Origin of the sequence: Pseudomonas sp. StFLB209 (genome assembly GCF_000829415.1) — a bacterium.
Lineage (GTDB): Bacteria > Pseudomonadota > Gammaproteobacteria > Pseudomonadales > Pseudomonadaceae > Aquipseudomonas.
This window is the reverse complement of the sequence record NZ_AP014637.1, coordinates 5,436,119-5,462,050: the sequence shown is the minus strand read 5'-3', so window position 1 is coordinate 5,462,050 and position 25,932 is coordinate 5,436,119. Positions and strand designations below refer to the sequence as shown.

General features: G+C 60.8%; 22 protein-coding genes and 1 pseudogene. 16 read left to right on the top strand and 7 right to left on the bottom strand.

Going from position 1 to position 25,932, the window contains the following annotated elements; translation table 11 throughout:
• The first annotated feature begins 48 nt into the window (after nucleotides 1-48).
• Together acnD and prpF are read left to right on the top strand one after the other, a co-directional pair.
• On the top strand, nucleotides 49-2,634 hold the full coding sequence (gene acnD, locus PSCI_RS24265; RefSeq protein ID WP_045491937.1) for a Fe/S-dependent 2-methylisocitrate dehydratase AcnD: 2,586 nt from the start codon (nucleotides 49-51) through the stop codon (nucleotides 2,632-2,634).
• 55 nt (nucleotides 2,635-2,689) lie between these two features.
• Complete coding sequence (gene prpF, locus PSCI_RS24260) at nucleotides 2,690-3,880, top strand: 2-methylaconitate cis-trans isomerase PrpF (protein ID WP_045491935.1); 1,191 nt, start codon at nucleotides 2,690-2,692, stop codon at nucleotides 3,878-3,880.
• 21 nt (nucleotides 3,881-3,901) lie between these two features.
• Here prpF and yfcF read toward each other — a convergent pair whose 3' ends face one another.
• The gene (yfcF, locus tag PSCI_RS24255) at nucleotides 3,902-4,537 is read right to left on the bottom strand and encodes a glutathione transferase (RefSeq protein ID WP_045491932.1); all 636 of its coding nucleotides are present in this window, start codon (nucleotides 4,535-4,537) and stop codon (nucleotides 3,902-3,904) included.
• 137 nt (nucleotides 4,538-4,674) lie between these two features.
• Nucleotides 4,675-5,493 carry a posphoenolpyruvate synthetase regulatory kinase/phosphorylase PpsR gene (gene ppsR, locus PSCI_RS24250; protein WP_045491931.1) on the bottom strand — a complete coding sequence of 273 codons (819 nt, stop codon included), beginning with the start codon at nucleotides 5,491-5,493 and terminating at the stop codon, nucleotides 4,675-4,677.
• A gap of 159 nt (nucleotides 5,494-5,652) precedes the next feature.
• Between ppsR and ppsA the strand changes: the two genes are divergently transcribed.
• The 11 genes from ppsA (at nucleotide 5,653) to PSCI_RS24195 (ending at nucleotide 18,073) form a co-directional block, all read left to right on the top strand.
• Complete coding sequence (gene ppsA / locus PSCI_RS24245) at nucleotides 5,653-8,028, top strand: phosphoenolpyruvate synthase (protein ID WP_045491930.1); 2,376 nt, start codon at nucleotides 5,653-5,655, stop codon at nucleotides 8,026-8,028.
• Between the two features lie 130 nt (nucleotides 8,029-8,158).
• Nucleotides 8,159-9,157: an alpha/beta fold hydrolase gene (locus PSCI_RS24240; RefSeq protein ID WP_045494861.1), complete on the top strand. Its 999-nt coding sequence runs from the start codon at nucleotides 8,159-8,161 to the stop codon at nucleotides 9,155-9,157.
• 273 nt (nucleotides 9,158-9,430) lie between these two features.
• Nucleotides 9,431-9,919, top strand: coding sequence for a ribonuclease E activity regulator RraA (rraA, locus tag PSCI_RS24235; protein ID WP_045491928.1), 489 nt, complete (start codon nucleotides 9,431-9,433; stop codon nucleotides 9,917-9,919).
• Between the two features lie 10 nt (nucleotides 9,920-9,929).
• Nucleotides 9,930-10,925, top strand: coding sequence for a zinc transporter ZntB (locus PSCI_RS24230; RefSeq protein ID WP_045491926.1), 996 nt, complete (start codon nucleotides 9,930-9,932; stop codon nucleotides 10,923-10,925).
• A gap of 156 nt (nucleotides 10,926-11,081) precedes the next feature.
• Complete coding sequence (locus PSCI_RS24225; protein WP_045491924.1) at nucleotides 11,082-11,330, top strand: hypothetical protein; 249 nt, start codon at nucleotides 11,082-11,084, stop codon at nucleotides 11,328-11,330.
• Between the two features lie 2 nt (nucleotides 11,331-11,332).
• Nucleotides 11,333-12,157: a mechanosensitive ion channel family protein gene (locus PSCI_RS24220; protein ID WP_045491921.1), complete on the top strand. Its 825-nt coding sequence runs from the start codon at nucleotides 11,333-11,335 to the stop codon at nucleotides 12,155-12,157.
• Nucleotides 12,158-12,272: 115 nt separating this feature from the next.
• Nucleotides 12,273-12,839, top strand: coding sequence for an RNA polymerase sigma factor SigX (gene sigX / locus PSCI_RS24215; protein ID WP_045494859.1), 567 nt, complete (start codon nucleotides 12,273-12,275; stop codon nucleotides 12,837-12,839).
• Nucleotides 12,840-12,947: 108 nt separating this feature from the next.
• A complete protein-coding gene (locus PSCI_RS24210; RefSeq protein WP_045491917.1) occupies nucleotides 12,948-13,985 on the top strand; it encodes an OmpA family protein in 1,038 nt (345 codons plus the stop codon).
• A gap of 307 nt (nucleotides 13,986-14,292) precedes the next feature.
• Nucleotides 14,293-15,339, top strand: a complete 1,047-nt coding sequence (locus PSCI_RS24205) for a Fe(3+) ABC transporter substrate-binding protein (RefSeq protein WP_045491914.1) — start codon at nucleotides 14,293-14,295, stop codon at nucleotides 15,337-15,339.
• A 277-nt stretch (nucleotides 15,340-15,616) separates the two neighbouring features.
• Nucleotides 15,617-17,275: an ABC transporter permease gene (locus PSCI_RS24200; RefSeq protein WP_045491911.1), complete on the top strand. Its 1,659-nt coding sequence runs from the start codon at nucleotides 15,617-15,619 to the stop codon at nucleotides 17,273-17,275.
• A gap of 3 nt (nucleotides 17,276-17,278) precedes the next feature.
• Entirely contained in the window at nucleotides 17,279-18,073 is a 795-nt protein-coding gene (locus PSCI_RS24195; protein ID WP_045491908.1) for an ABC transporter ATP-binding protein, read from the top strand.
• A 129-nt stretch (nucleotides 18,074-18,202) separates the two neighbouring features.
• On the opposite strand, the pseudogene PSCI_RS29600 reads toward PSCI_RS24195, so the two are convergent.
• Nucleotides 18,203-18,393 (bottom strand): annotated as a pseudogene (locus PSCI_RS29600) (IS200/IS605 family transposase); the annotation flags it as partial.
• A 34-nt stretch (nucleotides 18,394-18,427) separates the two neighbouring features.
• On the opposite strand from PSCI_RS29600, the gene PSCI_RS24185 reads away from it, so the two are divergent.
• Nucleotides 18,428-19,498: an RNA-guided endonuclease InsQ/TnpB family protein gene (locus PSCI_RS24185; protein WP_084710107.1), complete on the top strand. Its 1,071-nt coding sequence runs from the start codon at nucleotides 18,428-18,430 to the stop codon at nucleotides 19,496-19,498.
• 311 nt (nucleotides 19,499-19,809) lie between these two features.
• On the opposite strand, the gene PSCI_RS24180 is transcribed toward PSCI_RS24185, so the two are convergent.
• From PSCI_RS24180 to PSCI_RS24170, 3 genes are all read right to left on the bottom strand, one after another.
• Nucleotides 19,810-22,221: a TonB-dependent receptor gene (locus tag PSCI_RS24180; protein ID WP_045491905.1), complete on the bottom strand. Its 2,412-nt coding sequence runs from the start codon at nucleotides 22,219-22,221 to the stop codon at nucleotides 19,810-19,812.
• 90 nt (nucleotides 22,222-22,311) lie between these two features.
• Nucleotides 22,312-23,265 (bottom strand): FecR domain-containing protein, encoded by a 954-nt coding sequence (locus PSCI_RS24175; RefSeq protein WP_045491902.1) that lies wholly within the window; start codon nucleotides 23,263-23,265, stop codon nucleotides 22,312-22,314.
• Nucleotides 23,262-23,777 (bottom strand): sigma-70 family RNA polymerase sigma factor, encoded by a 516-nt coding sequence (locus tag PSCI_RS24170; RefSeq protein ID WP_045491899.1) that lies wholly within the window; start codon nucleotides 23,775-23,777, stop codon nucleotides 23,262-23,264. The genes PSCI_RS24175 and PSCI_RS24170 overlap by 4 nt, the downstream gene beginning before the upstream one ends.
• 148 nt (nucleotides 23,778-23,925) lie before the next feature.
• Here PSCI_RS24170 and PSCI_RS24165 point away from each other — a divergent pair, with 148 nt between their 5' ends.
• Nucleotides 23,926-24,252: a hypothetical protein gene (locus tag PSCI_RS24165; protein ID WP_045491896.1), complete on the top strand. Its 327-nt coding sequence runs from the start codon at nucleotides 23,926-23,928 to the stop codon at nucleotides 24,250-24,252.
• Nucleotides 24,253-24,270: 18 nt separating this feature from the next.
• Here the strand turns inward: PSCI_RS24165 and PSCI_RS24160 are convergent, their stop codons facing one another.
• Nucleotides 24,271-24,666 carry a hypothetical protein gene (locus tag PSCI_RS24160; RefSeq protein ID WP_045491893.1) on the bottom strand — a complete coding sequence of 132 codons (396 nt, stop codon included), beginning with the start codon at nucleotides 24,664-24,666 and terminating at the stop codon, nucleotides 24,271-24,273.
• 278 nt (nucleotides 24,667-24,944) lie between these two features.
• On the opposite strand from PSCI_RS24160, the gene PSCI_RS24155 reads away from it, so the two are divergent.
• On the top strand, nucleotides 24,945-25,904 hold the full coding sequence (locus tag PSCI_RS24155) for an AraC family transcriptional regulator (RefSeq protein WP_045491891.1): 960 nt from the start codon (nucleotides 24,945-24,947) through the stop codon (nucleotides 25,902-25,904).
• The last annotated feature ends 28 nt before the right edge of the window (nucleotides 25,905-25,932 follow it).

Here is a 25,932-nt window from a genome sequence, read left to right as displayed (position 1 = left end):
CCATGAGCCTCCCACCCTTAAATCCTACCGTGACCGAGTCTGCGCCCCATGAATCTTCAATACCGCAAACCTCTGCCTGGCACCGCGCTCGAGTATTTCGATGCCCGTGAAGCGGTGGAGGCCATCAGCCCCGGTGCCTGGGCGGGGCTGCCATACACCTCGCGGGTGCTGGCAGAAAACCTGCTGCGCCGCTGCGCGCCAGCCAGCCTCCGTGCGTCATTGAGCCAATTGATCGAGCGTCGCCGCGACCTGGATTTCCCGTGGTTCCCGGCACGGGTGGTGTGTCATGACATCCTCGGCCAGACCGCACTGGTGGATCTGGCCGGGCTGCGCGATGCGATCGCTGATCAGGGCGGTGACCCGGCGCGGGTCAACCCGGTGGTGCCGGTGCAACTGATCGTCGACCATTCGCTGGCCGTGGAATGCGGCGGCTATGACCCGCAGGCGTTCGAAAAGAACCGTGCCATCGAGGACCGCCGCAACGAGGATCGCTTCCACTTCATTGACTGGACCAAAAAGGCGTTCAAGAACGTCGAGGTGATCCCGCCCGGCAACGGCATCATGCACCAGATCAATCTGGAGAAAATGTCGCCGGTGGTGCAGGTGCTTGACGGTGTGGCGTTCCCCGACACCCTGGTCGGCACCGACAGCCACACGCCGCACGTCGATGCCCTGGGGGTGATCGCCATTGGCGTCGGTGGTCTGGAGGCCGAGAATGTGATGCTGGGCCGTGCGTCATGGATGCGCTTGCCGGACATCATCGGTGTCGAACTGACTGGCAGCCGTCAGCCGGGCATTACTGCCACCGATGTGGTGCTGGCCCTGACCCAATACCTGCGCCAGCAAAAGGTGGTCGGTGCGTACCTGGAATTTTACGGCGCCGGTGCCTCCAGCCTGACGCTGGGCGACCGCGCGACCATCTCCAATATGGCACCGGAATATGGCGCCACCGCTGCGATGTTCTCCATCGATCAGCAGACGCTGGACTATTTGCGCCTCACGGGGCGTGAAGAACAGCAAGTGCAACTGGTCGAGCACTACGCGAAGATTGCCGGCCTGTGGTCCGACAGCCTGGCCGAGGTGCAGTACGAGCGGGTATTGAGCTTCGATTTGTCCAGTGTGGTGCGCAGCATGGCCGGCCCCTCCAACCCTCATGCGTGGGTCGCGACCACTGATCTGGCCGCCAAGGGTATTGCCAGTGCCTGGCAGCAAGTGCCGGGGCAGATGCCCGATGGCGCGGTGATCATCGCCGCGATCACCAGTTGCACCAATACCAGCAACCCGCGCAATGTCATCGCGGCCGGGCTGCTGGCGCGTAACGCCAACCGGCTGGGGCTGACCCGCAAACCGTGGGTCAAATCCTCCCTGGCGCCGGGCTCCAAAACAGTGGCGCTGTATCTGGACGAGGCCGGGCTCACATCCGAACTGGAGCAACTCGGTTTTGGCGTGGTGGCGTTTGCCTGCACCACTTGCAATGGTATGTCCGGTGCGCTGGAGCCGCAGATCCAGCAGGAAATCATTGACCGTGACCTGTATGCCACGGCGGTGTTGTCCGGCAATCGCAACTTTGACGGGCGTATCCACCCTTACGCAAAGCAGGCCTTTCTGGCGTCGCCGCCGCTGGTGGTTGCCTATGCCATCGCCGGGACGATCCGTTTCGATATCGAGAACGACGTGCTGGGGGTGGCCGACGGCAAGGACATTCGCCTCAAGGACATCTGGCCCAGCGACGAGGAAATCGACGCTGTGGTGCGTGCCTCGGTCAAACCCGAGCAGTTCCGCCAGGTCTACATCCCGATGTTCGCCATTGAGGCGGATCAAACCGCAGTCGCGCCGTTGTACGACTGGCGGCCGATGAGTACCTATATTCGTCGCCCGCCTTACTGGGAGGGGGCGCTGGCCGGCGAACGCACCCTTAAGGGCATGCGCCCGCTGGCGGTGTTGCCTGACAACATCACCACCGACCACCTGTCGCCGTCCAACGCCATTATGGCCAGCAGCGCGGCGGGTGAATATCTGGCGAAAATGGGCCTGCCGGAAGAGGACTTCAACTCTTATGCGACGCACCGCGGCGATCACCTGACCGCGCAGCGGGCAACGTTCGCCAACCCGCAACTGGTCAACGAAATGGCGGTGGTGGACGGCAAGGTCCAGAAAGGCTCGCTGGCGCGTATCGAGCCGCAAGGCCAGGTCACCCGCATGTGGGAGGCCATCGAAACCTACATGCAGCGCAAGCAGCCGTTGATCATCATCGCCGGCGCCGACTATGGTCAGGGCTCGTCTCGCGACTGGGCCGCCAAGGGGGTGCGCCTGGCTGGCGTCGAGGCCATCGCAGCCGAGGGTTTCGAGCGTATCCACCGCACCAACCTGGTGGGTATGGGGGTGCTGCCGCTGGAGTTCAAACCCGGCACCAACCGTCTGACCCTGGGCATCGACGGTTCTGAAGTGTTCGACGTGGTGGGTGAGCGTACGCCGCGGGCGACCCTTACCCTGGTGATTACCCGGCGTAACGGCGAGCGCCTTGAGGTGCCGATGACCTGTCGTCTGGATACCGCTGAAGAAGTGTCGATCTATGAGGCAGGCGGGGTATTGCAGCGTTTTGCCCAGGATTTCCTGGCCGGCGAGGTGGCTTGATGCCCGGTTGTAATGTTTCGCGGACAATTCCGCCACGATTTCAGGAGACCTGTTGATGGCTCATCCGGCGCAACTCAGAATTCCCGCCACCTACATGCGCGGCGGCACCAGCAAGGGGGTGTTTTTCGTCCTTGATGACCTGCCGCAAGCGGCGCAGGTGGCAGGGCCGGCCCGCGACGCGCTGCTGCTGCGGGTAATCGGCAGCCCCGACCCCTATGAAAAACAGATCGACGGCATGGGCGGGGCGACCTCCAGCACCAGCAAGACGGTGATCCTCTCGCGCAGCCAGCGCGAGGGCCACGACGTCGATTACCTGTTCGGTCAGGTGGCGATCGACAAACCCTTCGTCGACTGGAGCGGTAACTGCGGCAATCTTTCTGCTGCGGTGGGGGCCTTCGCGATCAGCAGCGGGCTGGTCGAGCCGGGCCGTATCCCCCATGACGGCGTGGCCATCGTGCGGATCTGGCAGGCCAATATTGGCAAGACCATCATTGCCCATATTCCGATCAGCGCAGGCCTGGTGCAGGAAACCGGTGACTTCGAACTCGATGGGGTTACCTTCCCGGCGGCTGAGGTGCAGCTGGAGTTTCTCGATCCGGCCGCCGATGAAGACGGCGAGGGCGGTTCGATGTTTCCCACCGGTAACCGGGTCGACGAGTTGCAGATTCCGGGGCTGGGCAGTCTTAACGCCACCTTGATCAACGCCGGTATTCCCACGGTGTTCATCAATGCCCAGGATCTGGGCTACAGCGGCACCGAGTTGCAGGTCGATATCAACGCTGACCCCAAGGCTCTGGCGTTGCTGGAAAGCATCCGTGCCGAAGGCGCGCTGCGCATGGGCCTGATCAGTCAGCTCAGCGAAGCGGCGCAGCGCCAGCACACCCCCAAGGTGGCTTTCGTGGCACCGCCGGCGGACTACAGCGCCTCCAGTGGTAAAACCGTCCGCGCCCAGGACATCGACCTGCTGGTGCGGGCCGTGTCGATGGGCAAGCTGCACCACGCGATGATGGGCACTGCGGCCGTGGCCATCGGCACCGCAGCGGCGGTGCCCGGCACCCTGGTGAACCTGGCCGCCGGCGGCCAGCCGCGCCAGGCGGTGCGTTTCGGTCATCCGTCCGGCACCTTGCGGGTCGGTGCCGAGGCTGTCGAGGTCGACGGCCAGTGGCAGGTGACCAAGGCCATCATGAGCCGCAGCGCGAGGGTGTTGATGGAAGGCTGGGTGCGGGTGCCGGCGGGAGCGGCTTAAGTCGCGCAAGCCTGGCAGCCGCTACAGCGCGGGCCGCTGCAGGTTGAGCCACTCCTGCACAGCCGGATGCTGCCACTGGCGGCTGGTGTACTCCACCAGCGCCTGAGGCACCGGGTCGCCGTTAAGGATCAGGCGGTTGAGGGTGACTGCCAATTCCACGTCGACAATCGACCAGTTTCCGAACAGATAATCCCGGCCATCGGCCAGCAGGCTCTGGGCGGCCTTGATCAGCTTGTCGGCCGCAGCCTGCGCATTGGCTGACAACGGGGCCGCGACCTTCTGGCCGTAGAACACCACCAGGGTCGAGCGCTCCTGACGAATGGGCAGCAGGTCACTGCGCAGCCAGGCCTGAATCTGCCGTGCCCTGGCACGCAACTGACGATCGGTGGGCAATACCGGGTGTTCAGCGAAGCTGTCTTCCAGGTACTCAATGACTGCCGAGGATTCCGAGAGCGCAAAGTCGCCCTGCACCAGGGTCGGGACGCGGCGGGTCAGCGACAGGTCTATGTAGTCTGGCGCCTGATGGTCGCCGCGGTCCAGGTCGAGTGTGCGCAACGAGAAGGGCAGATGCTTCTCACGCAATGTCACGAAAACGGCCAAAGCCCATGGGCTGGTGTAGTGGCTGTCGACATGTAGCAGCAGGTGGTCGTCGCTCACGGGGCATCTCCTTATGACTTGGGAGTCCACACTAAGCGAGCGTCACCTATTAATAAAATTCTGAATTTCTATGCCGCCATTCCTGGCAGGAATATCAGAGTGACTCGCCGGTTGCGGCATAGTGTCGCGCCCATTGCTTACTTGAAGCGTCTTTCAACGCCTTTTTCCACCAGCACCTTGGCCGAGATCTCTTCCACAGAGAAGTGCGTGGAGTTGAGGTTCGGGATGTTTTCACGGCGGAACAGGTTCTCGACTTCGCGCACTTCAAACTCGCACTGTGCGTAGCTGGCATAACGGCTGTTGGGTTTGCGTTCATGGCGGATTGCAGTCAGCCGGTCAGGGTCGATGGTCAGGCCGAACAGCTTGTTGCGATGGTTCTTCAGTGCGGCGGGCAGCTGCAGGCGCTCCATGTCGTCTTCGGTCAGCGGATAGTTGGCTGCGCGGATACCGAACTGCATGGCCATGTACAGGCACGTCGGGGTTTTACCGCAGCGCGACACGCCCACCAGAATGATGTCGGCCTTGTCGTAATAATGCGTGCGGGCGCCGTCGTCGTTGTCGAGCGCGAAGTTCACCGCCTCGATGCGTTCCATGTAATTGGAGTGTTGACCAATGGAGTGCGACTTGCCCACCGAGTACGAGGAGTGTGAACTAAGCTCTTGTTCCAGCGGGGCGAGAAAGGTCGAGAAAATGTCGATCATGAAGCCATTTGAGGTGGCCAGAATCTCGCGTATTTCCTGGTTGACGATGGTGTCGAAAATGATCGGTCGGGCTTCGTCGCGTTCAGCGGCCTGATTGATTTGCAGGACCATGGCCCGGGCTTTTTCGACGCTGTCGATATACGGCCGGGTGAACTTGTTGAACGGCGTGTTTTCAAATTGCGCCAACAGGCTTTGCCCCAGGGTCTCGGCGGTGATGCCTGTGCCGTCGGAGATAAAGAACGCGGATCGTTTCATTTGCGACGTTAGCCTTAAGCTGATGACGATTCTTGGATATGATAGGCGCGTTTGCTGGCCCTGATGGCCCGCATTCTCGCTTTTTCCAGGCTTGGGCCACAAGCGCCCGGGCACATGAGCTTTTCCGAACAACGCATAACAGTTAGTGGAGAGATCACCTTGGTAGAGTACGTAGTTTCCCTCGATAAGCTCGGCGTCCATGATGTGGAGCACGTGGGAGGCAAGAACGCATCCCTAGGCGAAATGATCAGCAACCTCGCCGGTGCTGGCGTTTCGGTACCTGGTGGCTTTGCCACCACGGCCCAGGCCTACCGTGATTTCCTTGAGCAGAGTGGTCTGAACGATCAGATCCACGCTGCTCTGGATGCTTTGGACGTCGATGACGTCAATGCCCTGGCCAAAACTGGTGCCCAGATTCGCCAATGGATCATGGAAGCCGAATTCCCCGAGCGCCTGAACACTGAAATCCGTGAGGCTTTCGCTGCCCTGTCGGCCGGTAACCCCAACCTGGCCGTGGCCGTGCGTTCTTCGGCCACCGCTGAAGACTTGCCTGACGCGTCGTTCGCCGGCCAGCAGGAAACCTTCCTCAACATCCGTGGCGTGGACAACGTGATCCGTGCGGCCAAGGAAGTTTTCGCCTCGCTGTTCAACGACCGGGCCATTTCCTACCGCGTCCACCAGGGCTTTGACCACAAGCTGGTCGCGCTGTCGGCTGGCGTGCAGCGCATGGTCCGTTCGGAAACCGGTACCGCCGGGGTGATGTTCACCCTCGATACCGAATCCGGATTCCGTGACGTGGTGTTCATTACCGGCGCTTACGGCCTGGGTGAAACCGTGGTGCAGGGGGCGGTCAACCCTGACGAGTTCTACGTCCACAAAGACACCCTGGCCGCTGGCCGGCCTGCGTTGCTGCGCCGCAATCTGGGCAGCAAAGCGATCAAGATGGTCTACGGCGATGAAGCCAAGGCCGGCCGTTCGGTGAAAACCGTTGACGTCGATGCCGCTGATCGTGCCCGTTTCTGCCTGACCGAAGCCGAAGTCACCGAGCTGGCCAAACAGGCGGTGATCATCGAGAAGCACTACAAGGCGCCGATGGACATCGAGTGGGCCAAGGACGGTGACGACGGCAAGCTGTATATCGTCCAGGCGCGTCCCGAGACCGTGAAGAGCCGCAGCAACGCCAACGTCATGGAGCGCTACCTGCTTCAGGAAAAAGGCAACGTGCTGGTCGAAGGCCGTGCCATTGGCCAGCGCATCGGTGCCGGCAAGGTGCGGATCATCAAGGATGTCTCCGAGATGGATCGGGTTCAGGTCGGTGACGTGCTGGTTTCCGACATGACCGACCCGGACTGGGAGCCGGTGATGAAGCGCGCCAGCGCCATCGTCACCAACCGTGGTGGCCGTACCTGCCACGCGGCGATCATCGCTCGTGAGCTGGGTATTCCGGCAGTGGTCGGTTGCGGCAACGCGACCCAACTGCTCAAGGAAGGCCAGGGCGTGACCGTTTCCTGCGCCGAGGGCGATACCGGCTTTATCTTCGAAGGCGAACTGGGCTTTGACATCAAGACCAACTCGGTCGATGCCATGCCTGAGCTGCCGTTCAAGATCATGATGAACGTCGGTAACCCCGACCGTGCCTTTGACTTCGCTCAGTTGCCTAACGAAGGTGTGGGCCTGGCGCGTCTGGAGTTCATCATCAACCGCATGATCGGCGTGCACCCCAAGGCGTTGCTCAACTATGCCGACCTGCCGGCCGACATCAAGGACAGCGTCGACAAGCGGGTAGCGGGCTACAGCGACCCGGTGAGCTTCTACGTCGACAAGCTGGTTGAAGGCATCAGCACCCTGGCCGCCGCCTTTACCCCGAAAAAGGTCATCGTGCGCCTGTCGGACTTCAAGTCCAACGAGTACGCCAACCTGATCGGCGGCAAGCTTTACGAGCCTGAAGAAGAGAACCCGATGCTGGGCTTCCGTGGTGCTTCGCGCTACATCAGCGAGAACTTCCGCGACTGCTTCGAGCTGGAGTGCCGTGCCCTCAAGCGCGTGCGTGAAGACATGGGCCTGACCAACGTCGAGATCATGGTGCCGTTCGTCCGTACCCTGGGCGAAGCCAGCCAGGTGATCGAGCTGCTGGCGGCCAATGGCCTCAAGCGTGGCGAGAACGGCCTGCGCATCATCATGATGTGCGAGCTGCCATCCAACGCCATTCTTGCCGAGGAGTTTCTTGAGTATTTCGATGGTTTCTCGATCGGCTCCAACGACCTGACCCAGTTGACCCTGGGCCTGGACCGTGACTCCGGCGTCATCGCGCACCTGTTCGACGAGCGCAATCCGGCGGTCAAGAAGCTGCTGTCCAATGCTATCCAGGCCTGTAACAAGGCTGGCAAGTACATCGGCATCTGCGGTCAGGGTCCTTCGGACCACCCGGATCTGGCCCGCTGGCTGATGGAGCAGGGCATCGAGAGTGTTTCGCTCAACCCTGATTCGGTACTGGAGACCTGGTTCTTCCTCGCGGAAGGTCAGGATCAGGCCTGATGATGTGATGCGATGAGCCACTGAGCCGTCTATCTGGTTCAGGACTCGTTGGGAAAAGGCGGTGCTCTCGGAGGCCGCCTTTTTTTACGATCGCTTTTCCCGTCATTTTGTCTCACCGATCAAGAACATTATGCAAAGCAGCAGCTCTCTTTTTCCCGTTGCCCTGATGAGCGCCGAGCGTCGTGGCGATCTGGTCGAGGACGTCTATCGGCTCAAACCGGGCAACAGCCCCGACTCCAGTGTGGAACTGGTCGTGACCCGGCTGGGGCGGGTCGATGGCCCCGAGGTGCGGGGCACACCGGTGATTCTGCTCCATGGCAGCTTTTCCAACCGACGCTTCTGGTATTCGCCCAAGGGGGTTGGTCTTGGGCCTTATCTGGCACGGGCCGGTTTTGATGTGTGGATTCCGGAAATGCGCGGTCACGGGTTGTCGGTACGCAACCAGCGCTACCGCTACAACCGGGTCGCGGATTACGCCCGCTATGACCTGCCGGCGATCGCCAGCTTCGTCAAGGAACTCAGTGCTCAGATACCGCACTGGATCGGTCACTCGCTGGGCGGCACGACCCTGGCGGCGGCGCTTGGCGGGCAGTATCTGGATCAGGACAGTGCGGCCTCGGTGGCGCTGTTCGGCAGTCAGGTCAGCCGTACTTACTGGCCGCTGAAACTGCCACCGGTGCAGTGGTCCGGAAGGCTGCTGCTCAAACCGTTCGAACACATTTCCGGTTCACGTTTCAAGCGTGGCCCGGAGGATGAGCCAATTGGCGTGGCGCTGGAAAGCATGCGCTGGCACGGCTTGTTCGGCCGTTTTGGCGAACGCAACAATAACTGGTGGAGCGGCCTGGCTGAGGTGCGCGTGCCGGTGCTGGCCGTGGCCGCCGCTGGCGATCATCAGGATCCGCCCTGGGCCTGCCGTTTGCTGCTGGAGCGTTTTGGTTCAGCGCAGCGGCAGTTTCTGTGCCTGAGCCGCGAGCAGGGGTTCACGGAAGACTTCGATCACGTGCGCATGGTTGTCAGCAAGGCGGCCCAGGAGCAAGTCTGGCCGCAGGTGCTGCAGTGGCTGCAACGCCAACCGGTGGGCGAGTCGTTGCCTGTGGCAGGGCACGAAGTGGTCGCGCAACAGGTCTGAAAGGTTGGCGGCGCTTGCACAACCGCACCCGGCTGGGTACGGTCGTGTCAGGGCGGCAGCTTGCCGCTCTGATCCTGATAGGGTGGCTCTAAAAACGTAGGCGAGGCAGCCAGCGTAAGGCAAAAACAGGCGAGCAAGCGGAGTTTACGGATTGTAAATGAGCATTGTGAGCCTGTTTTTAAAGCAGCGATGGCGCGCGTAACGCCGCAGGCGCCCAGCCAGCAGGTAGTTTTTAGAGGTGCCCATAGCTGTTCCACTGACAGGAGTTACCCCATGCACTACATCACCCCCGACCTGTGCGATGCCTACCCTGAACAGGTCACTGCGCTGGAACCGATGTTCAGTAATTTTGGCGGCCGCGATTCGTTCGGCGGCCAGATTGTCACCGTCAAGTGCTTTGAGGACAACTCGCGGGTCAAGGAACTGGTAGCCCAGGATGGCAAAGGCAAGGTGATGGTGGTTGACGGTGGTGGCTCGCTGCGTTGTGCGCTGCTGGGTGACATGCTCGCCGAGCAGGCGGCCAAAAACGGCTGGGAAGGTTTGCTGATCTACGGCTGTATTCGTGACGTCGATGTGGTTGCCCAGACCGACGTGGGTGTTCAGGCGCTGGCCAGTCATCCGATGAGGTCGACGCGTCGTGGGGTTGGCGATGTCGATGTGCCGGTGACTTTCGCTGGTGTGACCTTCCGCCCAGGACACTATCTCTATGCCGACAACAACGGCGTGATCATTTCTGCCTCTGCCTTGCAAATGCCCGAGTAAGCGAACCTCCATGTTTGATGAAGCCAACGCGCAGTGGGGGCTGGTGCATGCCCTCGTGCTGGATGGTCAGGGTGGTGCGCGGCTGATCGCCCGCACCGAGCTTGACGACCTGAAGTTACAACCGCAACAAAGCCTGTGGCTGCACTGGGATCGTGGGCATCCGCAGACCCACGCCTGGTTGCGCCAGGACAGTGGCCTGTCGGAGTTCAACTGCAACCTGTTACTTGAAGAAAACACCCGGCCGCGTCTGTTGTCGTTGCCGGATCAGGAGTTGTTGCTGTTTTTGCGCGGGGTCAATCTCAATCCAGGCGCTGAACCGGAAGACATGGTCTCGGTGCGCATTTTTGCGGCGGCTCAGCGGGTCATCTCCCTGCGTCTGCGACCGCTACGGGCCACGGACGAACTGATCGAGCAGTTGCTCGAGGGGCGTGGCCCGCGGACCGCTTCAGAGCTGATTCTGTGGTTGTCGCAGTTTATGACCGACAAGTTGCAGGACCTGGTGACCGACCTGAGCGAGGCGACCGACGAGGAAGAAGAAAAGAACGACGCCGACGAGTGCTATAACCCCGACCATGGCAAATTGTTGCAGATTCGTCGTCGGGCGGCCGGTTTGCGGCGTTTTCTGGCCCCTCAGCGGGATATCTTCGGCCAGCTGTCGCGTAGCAAATTGCCGTGGTTCGTCGACGGCGATGCCGACTACTGGAACGAGCTGAACAACAGCATGACCCGCTATCTTGAAGAACTGGAGCTGACCCGCGAGCGCGTCGGGCTGCTGCTTGATGCCGAAGACCGGCGTTTGAGCGAGCGGATGAACCGCACCATGTACCGCTTCGGCGTGATCACCGGAATCTTTCTGCCGCTGAGTTTTCTGACCGGCCTGCTCGGCATCAACGTCGGTGGCATTCCAGGGGCGGACAATTCGCAGGGGTTTCTGATTGCCTGCGCACTGATCGTGGCGCTGGCGGTGGGGCAGTGGTGGCTGTACCGGCGTCTTCGCTGGTTGTGACGGGCAGCCGGTAATATCGGTGTTGCCGACAGCCGGCGGTCAGCAAGCCTGGGGTAGGGTAGTTGCCAGTTGCAGCGGCCGGATGTGGCCTGCAAGCGGTTTGTGACTCGTTGACCCAAGGTCTCGTCTCTGTGTGACATTGCGATGAGGTGTCCGATGCACGATCCGTTCGAAGAATCACTGCGTGACATGCTCAAGGCGTCGTCCTCCGTGCGCGACGACGATGCCTGTCTGGGCCGTGTCCTGAAAACCGCCAACCGCCAGGTCGGTGCGGGCGTGCTGTTCGGTCTGCTGGGCCGCTGGACGCAAGCCATGATGATTGCCGTGAACAGCGGCAGTGCCCACGTTTCCCCGGTTTCGCGTCGTGCCAAACCTAATGCTCGCCCTGTCGATAAGGCTGATTGAACATGGAATTGGATCTCTGGACCCAGAGTCTCGTGACCGCAATGACTGCGTTGTGGACCAAAATTGCTAACTTCATACCTAACCTGTTCGGCGCGCTGGTTGTCGTGCTGTTGGGCTTTGTGGTTGCCAAACTGCTGGACGCGCTACTGTCACGGCTGCTGGCCAAGTTGGGTCTGGATCGCCTGATGGGCGGCACCGGGCTGACCAAGCTGATCAGCCGGGCCGGCGTAAAAGTGCCGATTTCGACCCTGATCGGCAAAATCGTCTACTGGTTCGTCCTGTTGATTTTTCTGGTTTCGGCTGCAGAATCGCTGGGCCTGCAGCGGGTTTCCGCGACACTGGACATGCTTGCGCTGTACCTGCCGAAGGTATTTGGCGCAGCATTGGTGCTGCTGGTAGGGGTTTTATTGGCACAATTGGCCAATGGTCTGGTACGTGGCGCAGCAGAAGGCGTAGGTGTCGACTATGCTGCAGGGCTGGGACGCGTTGCCCAGGGTCTGGTGATCATCATCAGTATCTCGGTTGCCATCAGTCAGTTGGAAGTGAAAACCGACCTGCTCAACCACGTGATTGTCATTGTGTTGATCACGGTGGGTCTGGCGGTAGCATTGGCGATGGGCCTGGGCAGCCGGGAAATCGCCGGGCAGATCCTGGCGGGTATCTATGTGCGTGAGCTCTATCAGGTTGGCCAGTTCATTCAGGTCGGCGATATCGAGGGGCAAATCGAGGAAATCGGCACCGCGAAAACTACCCTGCTGACCGATGATGGCGAGCTGGTGTCGTTCTCCAACCGTATTCTTCTTGAACAACGAGTAAGCAGCCGTTAAGCGGCTGATTTGCTAATATGTGCCGCCCAAAAATCGTCTGCACCTGCGCAGGCGATGGCGGCCTATGACCTGACTGTCGGCACGACTCGTTTTGAATACACCCTCTCCGCTATCGCTGCGCTATGAACCACGGGATCTCTCCGACGAGGAGCTGGTCGCGCGCGCCCATGATGAACTGTTTCACGTGACGCGAGCCTACGAAGAACTGATGCGTCGCTACCAGCGGACACTTTTTAACGTATGCGCACGATATTTAGGGAACGATCGCGACGCGGACGATGTCTGTCAGGAGGTGATGCTTAAGGTGTTGTATGGCTTGAAAAATTTCGAAGGTAAATCGAAATTCAAAACCTGGCTCTACAGCATCACCTATAACGAATGCATCACTCAGTACCGCAAGGAACGGCGTAAGCGTCGCTTGATGGACGCCTTGAGCCTGGACCCGGTCGAGGAAGCGTCGGAAGACAAGACGCCGAAGACCGAAGAAAAGGGCGGGCTCGATCGCTGGCTTGTGCACGTCAACCCGATCGATCGGGAAATTCTGGTGCTGCGCTTTGTCGCAGAGCTGGAATTCCAGGAGATCGCAGACATCATGCACATGGGCTTGAGCGCAACGAAAATGCGCTACAAGCGGGCTTTGGATAAGCTTCGTGAAAAATTTGCAGGTATTGCCGAAACTTAACCCGGCGCAAATACCTCTAACAAACCGGCATGTTCTGATAGACTTGCCTACGAATTGTCCCCGATTTTATGGGGTCGCTTCACACATCACCAGATGGGGATTTAACGGATGAAACTGAAAAACACCTTGGGCTTGGCCATTGGTACTATCGTTGCCGCAACTTCGTTCGGCGCGCTGGCACAGGGTCAAGGCGCAGTCGAAATCGAAGGCTTTGCCAAAAAAGAATATTACGACAGCCAGCGTGACTTCAAAAATGACGGCAACCTGTTCGGCGGCTCGATCGGTTACTTCCTGACCGACGACGTTGAACTGCGTCTGGGCTACGACGAAGTTCACAACGTTCGTGGCGAAGATGGCAAGAACATCAAGGGCTCCAACACCGCCCTGGACGCTCTGTACCACTTCAACAACCCTGGCGACATGCTGCGTCCTTACGTTTCGGCAGGTTTCTCCGACCAGAGCATCGGCCAGACCGGCCGTGGTGGTCGTAACGGCTCCACCTTCGCCAACCTGGGCGCTGGTGCCAAGCTGTACTTCACTGACAACTTCTACGCCCGTGCCGGCGTTGAAGCTCAGTACAACATCGACCAGGGTGACACCGAGTGGGCACCAAGCGTCGGTATCGGTGTGAACTTCGGTGGCGGCAGCAAGCCAGCCGCAGCACCTGCTCCAGCACCAGTTGCTGAAGTCTGCTCCGACAGCGACAACGACGGCGTTTGCGACAACGTCGACAAGTGCCCAGACACTCCTGCCAACGTTACTGTTGACGCTGATGGCTGCCCGGCTGTTGCCGAAGTCGTTCGCGTTGAGCTGGACGTGAAGTTCGACTTCGACAAGTCGGTTGTCAAGCCTGACAGCTACGGCGACATCAAGAACCTGGCTGACTTCATGCAGCAGTACCCACAAACCACCACAACTGTTGAAGGTCACACCGACTCCGTTGGTACTGACGCTTACAACCAGAAACTGTCCGAGCGTCGCGCTGGCGCTGTTAAACAGGTCCTGGTCAACCAGTACGGTGTTGGCGCTAACCGCGTTCAGTCCGTTGGTTACGGTGAATCGCGCCCTGTTGCTGACAACGCCACCGAGTCTGGCCGTGCAGTCAACCGTCGCGTAGAAGCTCAAGTAGAAGCCCAGGCCAAGTAATAGCCTGACCTCTACCGGACCGGCTGCCTGGCAGCCTGGTTCAAAAAAATGCCCCGGACCGTAAGGTTCGGGGCATTTTTTTTGTCCTTATTTCCAGCCTCATCGCCAAAGCGCTTGTTGCGCCTAGCCACTCATGAATTGACACACATTCGCCAGCCGTGGGTTGAACCGCTAATGCTTATAATTTGCTCTTAAAACGATCCGGGCGAACCTTTTGAGGGGGCCAGGAGCCTGTCAGCACGCGCCTCATACCGGACGCTGCCAGCGGATGCCACGCGTTTCAGACTTCATACAAAAGGAAATAAAAATGTCGTCCAAGAAGTTCCCAGTGCTAAAACTCGCAGCCTCCGTATTTGCTGTCACGGCTGCGATGGGCGCGACGGGTAGCGCGTTTGCCAAAGAGCTTAACCTTTACACCACCCGTGAGCCCAAGCTGATCCAGCCATTGCTCGATGCCTACACCCAGCAGAGCGGCGTGCAGGTGAAGACCATTTTTGTTTCTGAGGGCTTGCTGGAGCGGGTCAAGGCCGAAGGCGAGCGTTCGCCGGCTGACGTGCTGATGACGGTCGACATTGGCAACCTGATGGACCTGGTCGAAGGTGGCGTGACCCAGCCGGTCAAGTCCAAAACCCTGGAACAGGTGATCCCGGCCAACCTGCGCGGCGCTGATGGTCAGTGGTTCACGCTGTCGATGCGCGATCGGGTGCTGTACGCCGACAAGGATCTGCCGATCACCTCGTTCACCTATGAAGAGCTGGCCGATCCTAAGTGGCAAGGCAAGGTCTGCATCCGCGCCGGTCAGCATCCGTACAACACCGCGCTGATTGCGGCCAAGATTGCCCATGACGGCGTGCCCGCCACTCAAGCCTGGCTCGAAGGGGTGAAGAAGAACCTGGCGCGTCCTGCTGCCGGCGGCGACCGCAACGTCGCGCGCGACATCCTCGGCGGCATCTGCGACCTGGGGATTGCCAACGCCTACTACGTGGGCCACATGAAAAACGCCAAGCCGGGCAGCGAAGACCGCGCCTGGGGCGATGCCATCAAGGTCGTGCGTCCGACCTTTGCCAGCAATCCCAATGGCGGTACCCACGTTAACATCAGCGGCGCTTCGGTCGCCAAAAGTGCCCCTAACCGCGATAACGCGGTCAGTTTCCTTGAGTACCTGGTGTCGGCAGACGCTCAGGCGCTGTATGCCAAGGCCAACTACGAGTACCCGGTTCGCGAGGGCGTAGCGGTCGATCCGGTCATCGCTGCATTGGGGCCATTGAAAGCCGATACGCTGAACGTGGCTGAAGTGGCCAAGTATCGCAAGCAGGCCAGTGAACTGGTCGATAAAGTCGGTTTCGACAACTGACGTAATCGTTTGCAGCGCCCCTCGCTGGCCGTTTTCTGGCTGGCGAGGGGCGTTTGTTATACGCGGTGCTCAAAACAGTGAGTGTCGCCTTCAGGGTATCTCTAAAAACGTAAGCGAGGCAGCCAGCGCAAGGCGAAAAAAGGCGAGCAAGCGGAGTTGACTGGCTGTCAATGAGCATTGTGAGCCTGTTTTCAACGCGGCGATGGCGCGCGTAACGCCGCAGGCGCCCAGCCAGCAGGTAGTTTTTAGAGGTGCCCTTCAGATACCCTCGTGACCGATGAATTTCTACTCTTTGCGTTTTTCCCGCGCCGTACGTGGCTTGTGGGCACCGACAGGCTCATTACTGGCAGCCTTGATAGTCATTGCTCCGGTCGCCGCGCTGTTGTGGCACGCGTTTGCCGGCGATGTTGCCCATTGGCAGCATCTGCTCAATAACGTGGTGCCTGTGGCCCTGCGCGACACGCTGATTTTGCTGGCCGGGGTCGGCGTGGTGGTGACCGTGCTCGGTGTCGGCAGTGCCTGGTTACTGAGCGCGTATGATTTTCCAGGCAAGGCCCTGCTTGGCTGGGCGCTCTTGCTGCCGCTGGCAGTGCCGACCTACATCATGGCGTACGCTTACCTGGATCTGCTGCACCCGATTGGCCCGGTGCAATCAACGATCAGAGCGTTGCTGGGCTACAGCAGCCCGCGCGAATGGCGTTTGCCCGACGTGCGCAACATGACCGGCGCGATTCTGATTCTGGGCTTTGTGCTTTACCCGTATGTCTATCTGACCATGCGCGCGATGTTCCTGACCCAGGCGGCCAACCTGATCGAGGCGGCGAGAACATTGGGGGCCAAGCGTCAGGAAGTGTTCCTGCGCATTGTTTTGCCGCTGGCGCGGCCCGCCTGGGCGGTGGGCTTGAGCCTGGCCTTGCTCGAAACCCTCAACGACATCGGGGCGTCGAGTTTTCTGGGGGTTAAAACCCTTACCGTATCGGTGTATACCGCCTGGACCGCGCGTTCTGACCTGGCTGCGGCGGCGCAGATTGCCCTGACCATGCTGGTGGTGATCATTGGGCTGATCCTGATCGAGCGCAAAGGTCGTGCTCGTCAGCGCTTCGCCAACACCCAGAAAATGCAACCGATGCGCCCGCGCACCTTGCATGGGCCCGCCGCGCTGATGGCCTTGTCGCTGGGCCTGGTTCCGGTGCTGATCGGTTTTGTGATCCCGGCAGCCTACCTGTGTGTGCAAGCCTGGAAACGCCTTAACCATTCGGCCGGGGTGTCGCGTGCATTGCTCGACAGCCTTTACAACACACTGCTGGTCGCGTCGCTGGCGACGCTGATCACCGTGGCCGTCGGGCTGATGATCGCCTGGGCCGGCAGAACCCTGCGCGAAAGTGCCTGGCGCCAGCCGGCCAGAGGGTTCGCCAGGGTCGGCAGCCTGGGCTACGCGCTGCCCGGTACAGTATTGGCCATTGGCCTGATGACCCCGGCGATGCTGATCGAGAATCTGGTCGGCGGCCTGCTGGGAACCCAGAAGCTGTTTTTGATGGGCTCGACCGGGTTGCTGATCATCGCGTATTGCATTCGTTTTCTGGCCATCCCGATCGGTGCTGTCGAAGCCGGCCTGACCCGGGTGCCTGCGTCCATCGAGCATGCCGCACGAACCTTGGGCGAGCGCCCCGGCGCCACCTTGCGGCGGGTCCATCTGCCGCTGTTGCGCCCGGCCCTGGCGGCCAGCGCACTGCTGGTGTTCGTCGATACGATGAAAGAGCTCTCGGCCACGCTGCTCCTGCGGCCGCTTGATTTCGACACGCTGGCCACCCGGCTGTACGCCGAGGCCTCACGCGGCACTTATGAGGAAGGCGCGATCGCCGCCATCCTGATCGTCCTGGCGGGCTTGTTGCCTGTGATGCTGTTGGCCCGCACCAAACTCTCTTATGGACACTGACTGATGCCTGTATATCAATCCTCTGGCGTGGCGCAAGATCTTTCCAGTCGTCCCTATCTGGATCTTGCCGGGGTCCGGGTCGCTTATGACACGCCGCGTGGCCGGGTGAATGTCATCCATGACTTCTCTCTGACGCTGGACAGGGGCCAGGTCGGTTGCCTGCTTGGATCGTCCGGTTGCGGAAAGTCGACAGTGCTGCGCTCGATTGCCGGTTTCGAACCGGTGCTTGCAGGCGCCCTGAGCCTGGACGGTCGGTTGCTCTCGTCGGCCAAGGTGCACGTGGCGCCGGAAGATCGGCGTATCGGCATGATGTTTCAGGACTACGCCTTGTTCCCGCACCTGACGGTTGCAGAGAATGTCGGCTTCGGCGTGCGCGGCGTCAGCAAGCAGGCGCGCCTGCTGCGGGTGCAGCAGATGCTTGAAGCGGTGCGCCTGCCGGATGTCGCCAGCCGCTATCCGCATGAGCTGTCCGGGGGGCAGCAGCAACGGGTTGCGCTGGCCCGGGCATTGGCACCCGCGCCGGAAATCCTGCTGCTCGACGAGCCGTTCTCCAACCTGGATGTGAATACCCGTGAACGGTTGGCCAGTGAGGTGCGCGAGATCATCAAGGCGACCGACCACACGGCAATCATCGTGACCCACAACCAGGATGAGGCGTTTGCCATGGCCGACCGGATTGGCGTCATGCGCGACGGCCGGCTCGAACAATGGTCGTATCCGGCCACGCTGCGTTCAGCACCGGCCTCGGATTATGTGCAGCAATTTCTCAGCGGTGAGCTGGAGCCGCTGCTGGTGTAGCCAGGGCGCTCGTCAATCGACGCGCCTGAGCGGCAGGGTGTTCTGGCTCTGCCTGGCGCGTTCACCATATGCGCGAGAAGCCTCGGGGTTTAGCCCGAGGTCGAGAGCGCGGACGCCGCAGGCGTCCTGGTTGGGAGTCTGCTGTTTTTCGATGTATTGGCGCAGGATTTCAATCGGCGCACTGCCGCAGCTAGAGGCGAGGTAGGATGGCGACCAGAGGACACCCCTTCGCTTGAGCCAGGGGTGGAAATCCCCGTACTGCTTACGCAGCAGTCTGGATGATACCCTCTGAGTGAAGCCACCCGATTCGACAACGCCACCCATAGCTTGAAAGACCAAACCATAATTCATGCCATGAACCACACCAGGACCCTCAAGCTCCGAATCAAAGACAAGCACGCGAAAACGCTGCTTGCGATGGCGCGCGAGGTCAATATGGTGTGGAACTACTGCAATGAAACGAGTCATCGCGCCATCCGGGAACGCCACCAATGGCTCTCCGGTTTTGACCTGCAAAAGATGACCAATGGCTTAAGCAAATGCGACGGTGTGCAGATCGGCTCGCCCACCGTGCAGCAGGTTTGCGAGGACTACGCCAAGGCACGCAAGCAGTTCAAGCGTTCCAGGCTCAATTGGCGGGTGTCCAACAGGAGCAGCCCCAAATACAGCCTGGGCTGGATTCCATTCAAGGCGCGTGCCTTGCAATACAAGAACGGTCAGGTTCAGTTCGCCGGGTTCAGGTTTGGCCTGTGGGACAGCTACGGTTTAAGCCAGTATGCCCTGCGGGCCGGAAGCTTCAGTGAAGATTCCAGGGGGCGCTGGTATCTCAATATCTGCGTGCAGATTGAGAGCAAGCCGTGCATCGGCACTGCCGCAGTTGGCATCGACCTGGGCCTTAAAGCGGCGGCGACAACGTCTGAGGGCCAAGTGCTGGTCGGGCGCCAATATCGCACCCTGGAGCAGAAGCTGGGCATCGCTCAGCGTGCAGGCAAGAAGGCGCGTGTTCGCGCCCTCCATGCCAGGATCAGGAACCGGCGCAAGGATGCGCAACACAAGTTCTCAACCGCTTTGGTTGAGCGCTGCGCCGCCATTTTCGTTGGCGATGTAGCCAGCGCAAAACTCGTAAAGACTCAAATGGCCAAATCCACGCTTGATGCAGGATGGGGCCAACTCAAGACAATGCTGGAGCAGAAATGCCAACGGGCAGGCGTTGTTTTTGAGGTTGTAGCCGAGCGCTATACCACCCAGACGTGCTCGTGCTGTGGAAGCATTTCCACCAGCAGTCCGAAAGGTAGAGCCGGTTTGCGAATAAGAGAATGGACCTGCGTGTGCTGCGGTACAGCCCACGACCGCGATGTAAACGCGGCCCGGAACATTCTCGCGGCGGGGCATCGCCGTCTAGCTGTAGGAATCCACGCTCTTTAGGGCGGGGAGGATGTCAAGGACCACGACTTTCTTGAGGCCGTGTTTTACGTAACGAATTTCATACTTGTCCAGCATTCGCTTGCCCGCAAGTCCCAGTCTGCTCCGCCAGTGAGAAATATTATCATTTTTGATGGTGTTTTGGCATCAAACCTTAATACCAATACATTCACTTAAGTACTGTATGCCCCCGGTGGGAGCGACCTTGGTCTGGGCGGCATTGCGACGAAGAGGCCGGTCAAGTCACCGCATCTGCTGTGAATCTGCCCAGAACAACCCGCCCGGCGCTGGCGCCGGGCTGGATCGGGCTTGCTTTAAAAGTCGACCGTGGCCGACAGCTGCAGCGTGCGGGGTGAGCCCAGGGAGAACGCCCCGTAGGAGGCGACGCCCGACCAATACTGTTTATCGAACACGTTTTGTACGCTGGCCCTGAACGTGGTCGGGCGTTGAGCGATTCGGGTCGTATAGCGCGCGCCCAGATCGATACGGGTCCACGGGTCGAGCGCCTGGTTGTTGGCCTGGTCGACGTATTGTTTGCCGGTATAGATCGCACCGCTGGTCAGGGTCAGGCCCTCGATGGCGGGGGTGTCCCATTCGGCCCACAGGTTGGCCTGGACCTTCGGCACGCCTACCGGAGTGTTGCCGCGATTGGCCGCTGTGGCGGTCTCGGTCAGTTCGGCGTCCAGCAAGGTCAGGCCGCCAAGCAGGCGCGTACCGCGCGTGACTTCGCCGAACACATTGAGCTCCACCCCCCGATTGCGTTGCTCGCCTTGCACCGCGTACACACCATTGCTCAACTCGCCGCTGGGTTTTTTGATCTGAAACAGGCTGAGGGTCGATGAGAATGTCCCGTAATCGGCCTTGATGCCGACTTCGTGCTGACGGCTGATATAGGGTGCGAAGATTTCGCCGGCGTTGCTTGCCGTCGCCGGTGCCACATCGCCTTTGCTCAGGCCTTCGATGTAGTTGTAGTACAGCGAGACGTGTTCCCAGGGTTTGATGACCACGCCAAACAACGGCGTGGTTTTGCTTTCGTCATAACGCGAGGTCACCGCGCCAGCGGCATTGAAGTTATCCGATTTGATGCTCTGCTGGCGCAGACCGGCGGTGACCTGCAGCCGCTCGTCGACCATTGACAGGGTATCGGCCAAGGCCAGACCCGACAGCTCGGTTTGCGAGACTTTTGCCGGGTCGGGGCGGGCGATCGAAGGCTTGGCACTGTCTTGCGGGTGATACAGGTTTGAGCGTAATGCAGCGCCGGAAATGATGCCGCGCGACAGCTCGTCCCGGTAGCGCGTGGCCTGTAATGTGGCGCTATGGCTCACCGCTCCAGTGTCGAAACTCCAGCGCGCACCGGCATCGACGGTATAACGCTCAACTTCGAAGCGGTAATAACCGGGCACTGAGCTGGTATCGCCTGTGCGGTTGAGCAGGGTGGGCGTCTGATCCGACAGGCGATTGACTTGCGAACGACCGCCACCGGCATGAGCGAACAGGGTCAGCGAGTCGCTCAGATCGTACTCGCCACTGAGCAGGGCGGTTTTGTCACGGGTTTCTGACCAGCCCCAGGCTTGCGAGACGTTTTTGCGGCCGTTGCTGGCTGAGGGTATCGGCTGGCCTGCGGCAATCAGGAACGGCCGCGATGCCGCGTCGAAGTGTTCGGCCTGGCTGATCAGGTCCAGTGAGGTGCGCAGCCGTTCGCCCTGATAATCGACCGACAGCGCACCAATATTCACCTCGCGTTGTTGTTTGTCGATGCGCGTATCACCTTGCTGGGTACTGCCATTGAACCGCACGCCGAACTGGCGCGACTCGCCAAAGCGGCGGCTGAGGTCCATGCGCCCGCCGAGTTGCGAGTCACTGGCATAGCTGGCCGTAAAGCGGTTCAGGTCTTCATCCAGAGCGCGCTTGGGCACGATATTGATCACCCCGCCGACGCCGCTGTTGGGTGACATGCCGTAGAGCAGGGCGGCAGGGCCTTTGAGCACTTCAATGCGTTCGGCGTACTCGGTAAACACCCGATAGTTGGGGGCCACGCCATACACGCCATCGAAGGCCAGCTCGCCGAGGTTGCCTTCGCCTACCGGAAAACCGCGAATGAAGAACGAGTCGACGATCCCGCCGGTCTGCCCGGTAGAGCGCACCGATGAGTCGCGTTCAAGGGCATCGGCAACTGTCACCGCCTGCTGGTCGCTGATCATCTTTGCGGTGTACTGGCTGACGCTGAACGGGGTATCCATGATGTCGCGGTTACCCAGCAGGCCCACACGTCCGCCCCTGGCAACCTGACCGCCGGCATAGGCTTCGGGCAGGCTGCCAGGGCGATTTGAGCTGGCGCTGATTGTGGTGCTGTCCAGGGTCAGGCCGCTGCTGGCCGGTTGTGGGGCCAGGCTGTAACTGCCATCGCCGCGCTCGACCAGCACCAGCCCGCTACCGGCCAGCAGCCGGGTCAGGGCTTGCCGGGCGGTGAAGTCACCGGTTAGCCCCGGACTGTTCAAGCCTTCGGTAAGCGCCGGCTGAAACGACAAGGCAACGCCGGCCTCAACGGCAAAGCTGGACAGGGTCGCGCCCAGCGGCCCCGGAGTAATCCGGTATGCATGGCTGGGGCCGTCGAGGCTGGCGGCAACGACCGGCAATGCGCCGATGACCGCGCTCAATGAGCATCCGATAAGGGTATTGCGAACAGCCAGGATGAGTGCACGAGGCGGGAAAGGAGTGGCAGACATGCAGGAACCTTGTTGGCGAAGATGGCAGGGTGTATGTCCTTGCCAGCCAGGAACGAAAAAAGTATCAGGCCTGCCGGGAAATAATCCGGCCTACGTCGCTGACAACGTTGTCCAGTAGCCGCCCAGATGCTCGCTGACCGTCAGTGAGTAGGTTTGCGCCAGCATCTGCAAGGCGCGTCGGGTGTCTTGCAGCGGGAAGGCGCCGGCCACCCGCAGCCCGGCAATCGCCGGGTCACAGCGCAGCACGCCGGGGCGATAGCGGCCCAGCTCAGCGATAAAGTCGTCAAGGCGCTGGTTATCGGCCAGCAACATGCCGCGGGTCCAGGCGCCGGCTGCCGGGTCGAGTGCCAGAGGCACGGCATATTCGCGGCTGGTGAATTGCACACTCTGCCCGGCATTGACCCGCCTCGCAGCGCCTGCCTGCGCATCATTGAGCTGGACCTGCACCGCGCCTTCGAGCACCTGCAAGCGGGTACTGGCCTTGAGTACCCGGACGATGAACCGCGTCCCGAGCGCCTGCATCCGGCCTTGCGCCGTGCTGACCCGCAACGGTCGCCGGTCGCTGGCGGTCTGCACCAGCAGTTCACCGGCCAGCATGCGGATCAGGCGCTGCTGGTCATCAAAGCGCACATCAATGGCCGTGTCGGTATTGAGAGTGAGCTGTGAGCCATCAGCCAGGGTCAGCTCGCGGCGCTCACCCACAGCGCTGCGGTAGTCCGCCGACCAATGCCCGGTGTCGAAAACCTTCCAGCCCGCCCAACCGGTCGGCAGCACCGCCAGCAGCACGGCCAGCTTGCCGACCAGCGCCCGACGCTCGCGGCTGGCCGGGCGATCCAGCGCCGCCATGGCCAGTGTCGGCGGCAAACCGCCAAGCTTGCTTTGCAACAGTTGTGCGCGCTGCCAGGCGTGCGCACGCGCCGGGCTACTGGCCTGCCAGGCCAGCCACTCGACCCGCTCATGCTCATTCAGCCCGCCCTCGTTCAAGCGCATCAGCCATTCAGCGGCTTCTTCCAGGGCCTGATGCTCACCGGTTGCAGACGTCATTCGACCAGCAACAGGCACTGGACGAAGGCCTGCTTCATGTAGCGTTTGACGCTGATCAGCGAGATGTTCAATTCGGTGGCGATGTCCTGATACTTGAGGCCGGCGATCTGCGAGAGCAGGAAGGTGCGCTTCACCAGCGGCGGCAGCGCATCGAGCATGGCGTCGATGTCATGCAGCGTCTCCAGCACCATCAGCCGCACCTCGGGCGATGGCACCTCAGGCTCAGGCAGCTGCGCAAGCGCCTCAAGGTAGGCGCGCTCCAGCGCCTTGCGCTGATACCAGTTGACCAGAATGCCCTTGGCCACACAGTGCAGGTAAGCACGCGGCTGTTCGATGCGGGTCACGCGTGAGGCCAGGATCCGGGTGAAGGTATCCTGAGCCAGATCTGCCGCATCCATGGCATTGCCCAGCTTGTTGCGCAGCATGCTGTACAGCCAGCTGTGATGGCTGCTGTACAAGGCTTCGATCATGCTCAGGTGGGCCGCGGAAGTCGCTGGTGGGACATCACTCATGGCGTGAATGGCTAGCATTTGAGAAAGGTTCCCAATGCTAGTGAGGGCACGGCAGTCATGCAAGTGGCAGATAGCGCTCATGATGCCGGGAACGAAGCCGCTCGCCACGCAGTCAACGCTGTATCCCCCACCTAAAAAGGTACAGTTCATGGCCCGTGATATTTCCGACAAGCTCGCTCGCGACCTGCACGACAAGACCCGTTCGGAACTCGACAGCTTTCTTGATCAGGCCGATGCCTTGATCAAACGCGGTCACGCCATTGGCGCTAATCGCGGACCGCAGTCGCGCCATCTGCTAGGTCAACTGCTCGACCGCGCCGACGCTCTGCTTGCGCCCAAACGGCCCAAGCCGGTCAGCGCCGGCCCGTCGAAGCTGGAACAGGCCAAGGCGTTCGCCCGCGCCAATCCGGGCAAGGCTGCGCTGGTCGCTGTAGGGGTCGGGTTGATTCTCAAGCGTATGTTGTCGCGGGGCTGAACCTGCTGCGCCAGCCATTCAGGTATCGCGTAGCAGGTCGTTGGCGTTAAGCAGGTCCCAGGCGATGTGCGGGCGCTTTTCCAGGCCCCGGCGGATCGCCGCCGGGATCGCCTGGCGAGTCTTGCGGCATAAGCCGGGCAGGTCGTCCAGGTGAATGCCGATACCGCGCATGCTGCGCACTTCATTAAAACCGGGGGCGATGTGCACCCGGACCCCCAGTTGTTCGAAGATCCGCTTTTGCAGATGTTCCAGTTGCTCCAGGCTTTCGACATTTTCCAGACGTTCGAGCAGGCGCTTTTCCTGCTCGCGGGTCAGCAGCAGGATGCGCTGGTCGGTGCCGGGTGCGCGCAATTGTTCACGCCGACAATCACAGGCGCCGGGCGGGCAGGGATGGCGAAGCGGGCTCGTGCTCATGGTTGCAGCATACTCACTCGTATCCAAATGTGAATATCCGTTCGCGACGGATCAGCTACAAGCCGCGTTCCAGACGCTCCTGTCAAGTACGGCCTGACGGTCCCGTTCGATTATCGCCCGGATAGCACTGAAGGCTGATTGACGCTTGTCGCGCGGCGACCTTACTCTGAAGGCCAGTGACCGATGAGTGGGCCGTCAGAGCACCGCCGATTAGCCTCTGCCTGGTGCGACCACGCCACGGCAGCCCGACAAGAATAATTACAAGAGTGCCTTGCCTTATGGATAGTCGTCTGCTCAGTGAGCGCAGTCGGGTGTTCGACCGTGCCGACCCGCATCTCGTATCGGGCTATGTGAACCAGCATGTCGGTACCCATAATATTCGTATGCCGGCAGCAGGCCGTCCATTGGCCAGCCTCAACCATCGCCAGTTCGCCAACCTTGACCTGTGCCGTATCAGCTATGGCGGCAGTGTCAGGGTCATCTCCCAGTCGCTGGAAACCATCTTCCATTTGCAGATCCTGTTGAGTGGCCACTGCCTGTGGCGTGGGCATCGTCAGGAGCATTACTTCGCCCCCGGTGAGCTGCTGCTGATCAACCCTGATGACCCGGTGGACCTGACCTATTCGGATGATTGCGAGAAGTTCATCCTCAAAATGCCAGTGAGCCTGATCGAGTCGGTGTGCGAACAGCAGCGTTGGCAGCACCCGCGTGACGGGGTGCGGTTTACCGAAAATCGCTATCAGTTGCCGGGCCTCGATGGCTTCGTCAATCTGCTGGCCATGGTCTGTCAGGAGGCTGAGGCTGACGAGCGGATGCTCAAGGTCGAGGAGCACTACGCGCAGATTGTCGCCAGCAAGATGCTGACCCTGATGAAGACCAACGTCAGCCGCGAGAACCTCGCCGGGCAGCCGGCAGTGTTCGAACGGCTGCTCGATTACATCGAGCGCAACCTCAAACACGATATCGACCTCGACGCCCTGGCCATCCAGGCCGGGGTCAGCCTGCGCAGCCTGTACGGGCTGTTCGAGCGGCATCTGGGCGTCACGCCCAAACTCTACGTGCGCCAGCGCAGGCTTGAACGCATCCATGCCTGCCTCAAAGACCCCAACTGCACCGTGCGCAGCCTCACCGAAATTGCCATGGACCATGGCTTTCTGCATCTGGGGCGCTTCTCGGAAAGCTACCGCCAGCGCTTCGGCGAACTGCCCTCCGATACCCTCAAGCGCCGACAGCTTTAACGCCTGCTGGCTCGGTAGGCACTACCGG

Coding starts and splice junctions, on each gene's coding strand:
- PSCI_RS24230 (WP_045491926.1), top strand. CDS start 9,930: ATGTTTGATGAAGCCAACGCGCAGTGGGGGCTGGTGCATGCCCTCGTG.
- PSCI_RS24210 (WP_045491917.1), top strand. CDS start 12,948: ATGAAACTGAAAAACACCTTGGGCTTGGCCATTGGTACTATCGTTGCC.
- PSCI_RS24170 (WP_045491899.1), bottom strand. CDS start 23,777: ATGAGTGATGTCCCACCAGCGACTTCCGCGGCCCACCTGAGCATGATC.
- PSCI_RS24160 (WP_045491893.1), bottom strand. CDS start 24,666: ATGAGCACGAGCCCGCTTCGCCATCCCTGCCCGCCCGGCGCCTGTGAT.
- prpF (WP_045491935.1), top strand. CDS start 2,690: ATGGCTCATCCGGCGCAACTCAGAATTCCCGCCACCTACATGCGCGGC.
- PSCI_RS24200 (WP_045491911.1), top strand. CDS start 15,617: ATGAATTTCTACTCTTTGCGTTTTTCCCGCGCCGTACGTGGCTTGTGG.
- PSCI_RS24225 (WP_045491924.1), top strand. CDS start 11,082: ATGCACGATCCGTTCGAAGAATCACTGCGTGACATGCTCAAGGCGTCG.
- PSCI_RS24240 (WP_045494861.1), top strand. CDS start 8,159: ATGCAAAGCAGCAGCTCTCTTTTTCCCGTTGCCCTGATGAGCGCCGAG.
- PSCI_RS24220 (WP_045491921.1), top strand. CDS start 11,333: ATGGAATTGGATCTCTGGACCCAGAGTCTCGTGACCGCAATGACTGCG.
- PSCI_RS24180 (WP_045491905.1), bottom strand. CDS start 22,221: ATGTCTGCCACTCCTTTCCCGCCTCGTGCACTCATCCTGGCTGTTCGC.
- PSCI_RS24155 (WP_045491891.1), top strand. CDS start 24,945: ATGGATAGTCGTCTGCTCAGTGAGCGCAGTCGGGTGTTCGACCGTGCC.
- PSCI_RS24205 (WP_045491914.1), top strand. CDS start 14,293: ATGTCGTCCAAGAAGTTCCCAGTGCTAAAACTCGCAGCCTCCGTATTT.
- ppsR (WP_045491931.1), bottom strand. CDS start 5,493: ATGAAACGATCCGCGTTCTTTATCTCCGACGGCACAGGCATCACCGCC.
- rraA (WP_045491928.1), top strand. CDS start 9,431: ATGCACTACATCACCCCCGACCTGTGCGATGCCTACCCTGAACAGGTC.
- PSCI_RS24195 (WP_045491908.1), top strand. CDS start 17,279: ATGCCTGTATATCAATCCTCTGGCGTGGCGCAAGATCTTTCCAGTCGT.
- acnD (WP_045491937.1), top strand. CDS start 49: ATGAATCTTCAATACCGCAAACCTCTGCCTGGCACCGCGCTCGAGTAT.
- PSCI_RS24185 (WP_084710107.1), top strand. CDS start 18,428: ATGAACCACACCAGGACCCTCAAGCTCCGAATCAAAGACAAGCACGCG.
- PSCI_RS24175 (WP_045491902.1), bottom strand. CDS start 23,265: ATGACGTCTGCAACCGGTGAGCATCAGGCCCTGGAAGAAGCCGCTGAA.
- PSCI_RS24165 (WP_045491896.1), top strand. CDS start 23,926: ATGGCCCGTGATATTTCCGACAAGCTCGCTCGCGACCTGCACGACAAG.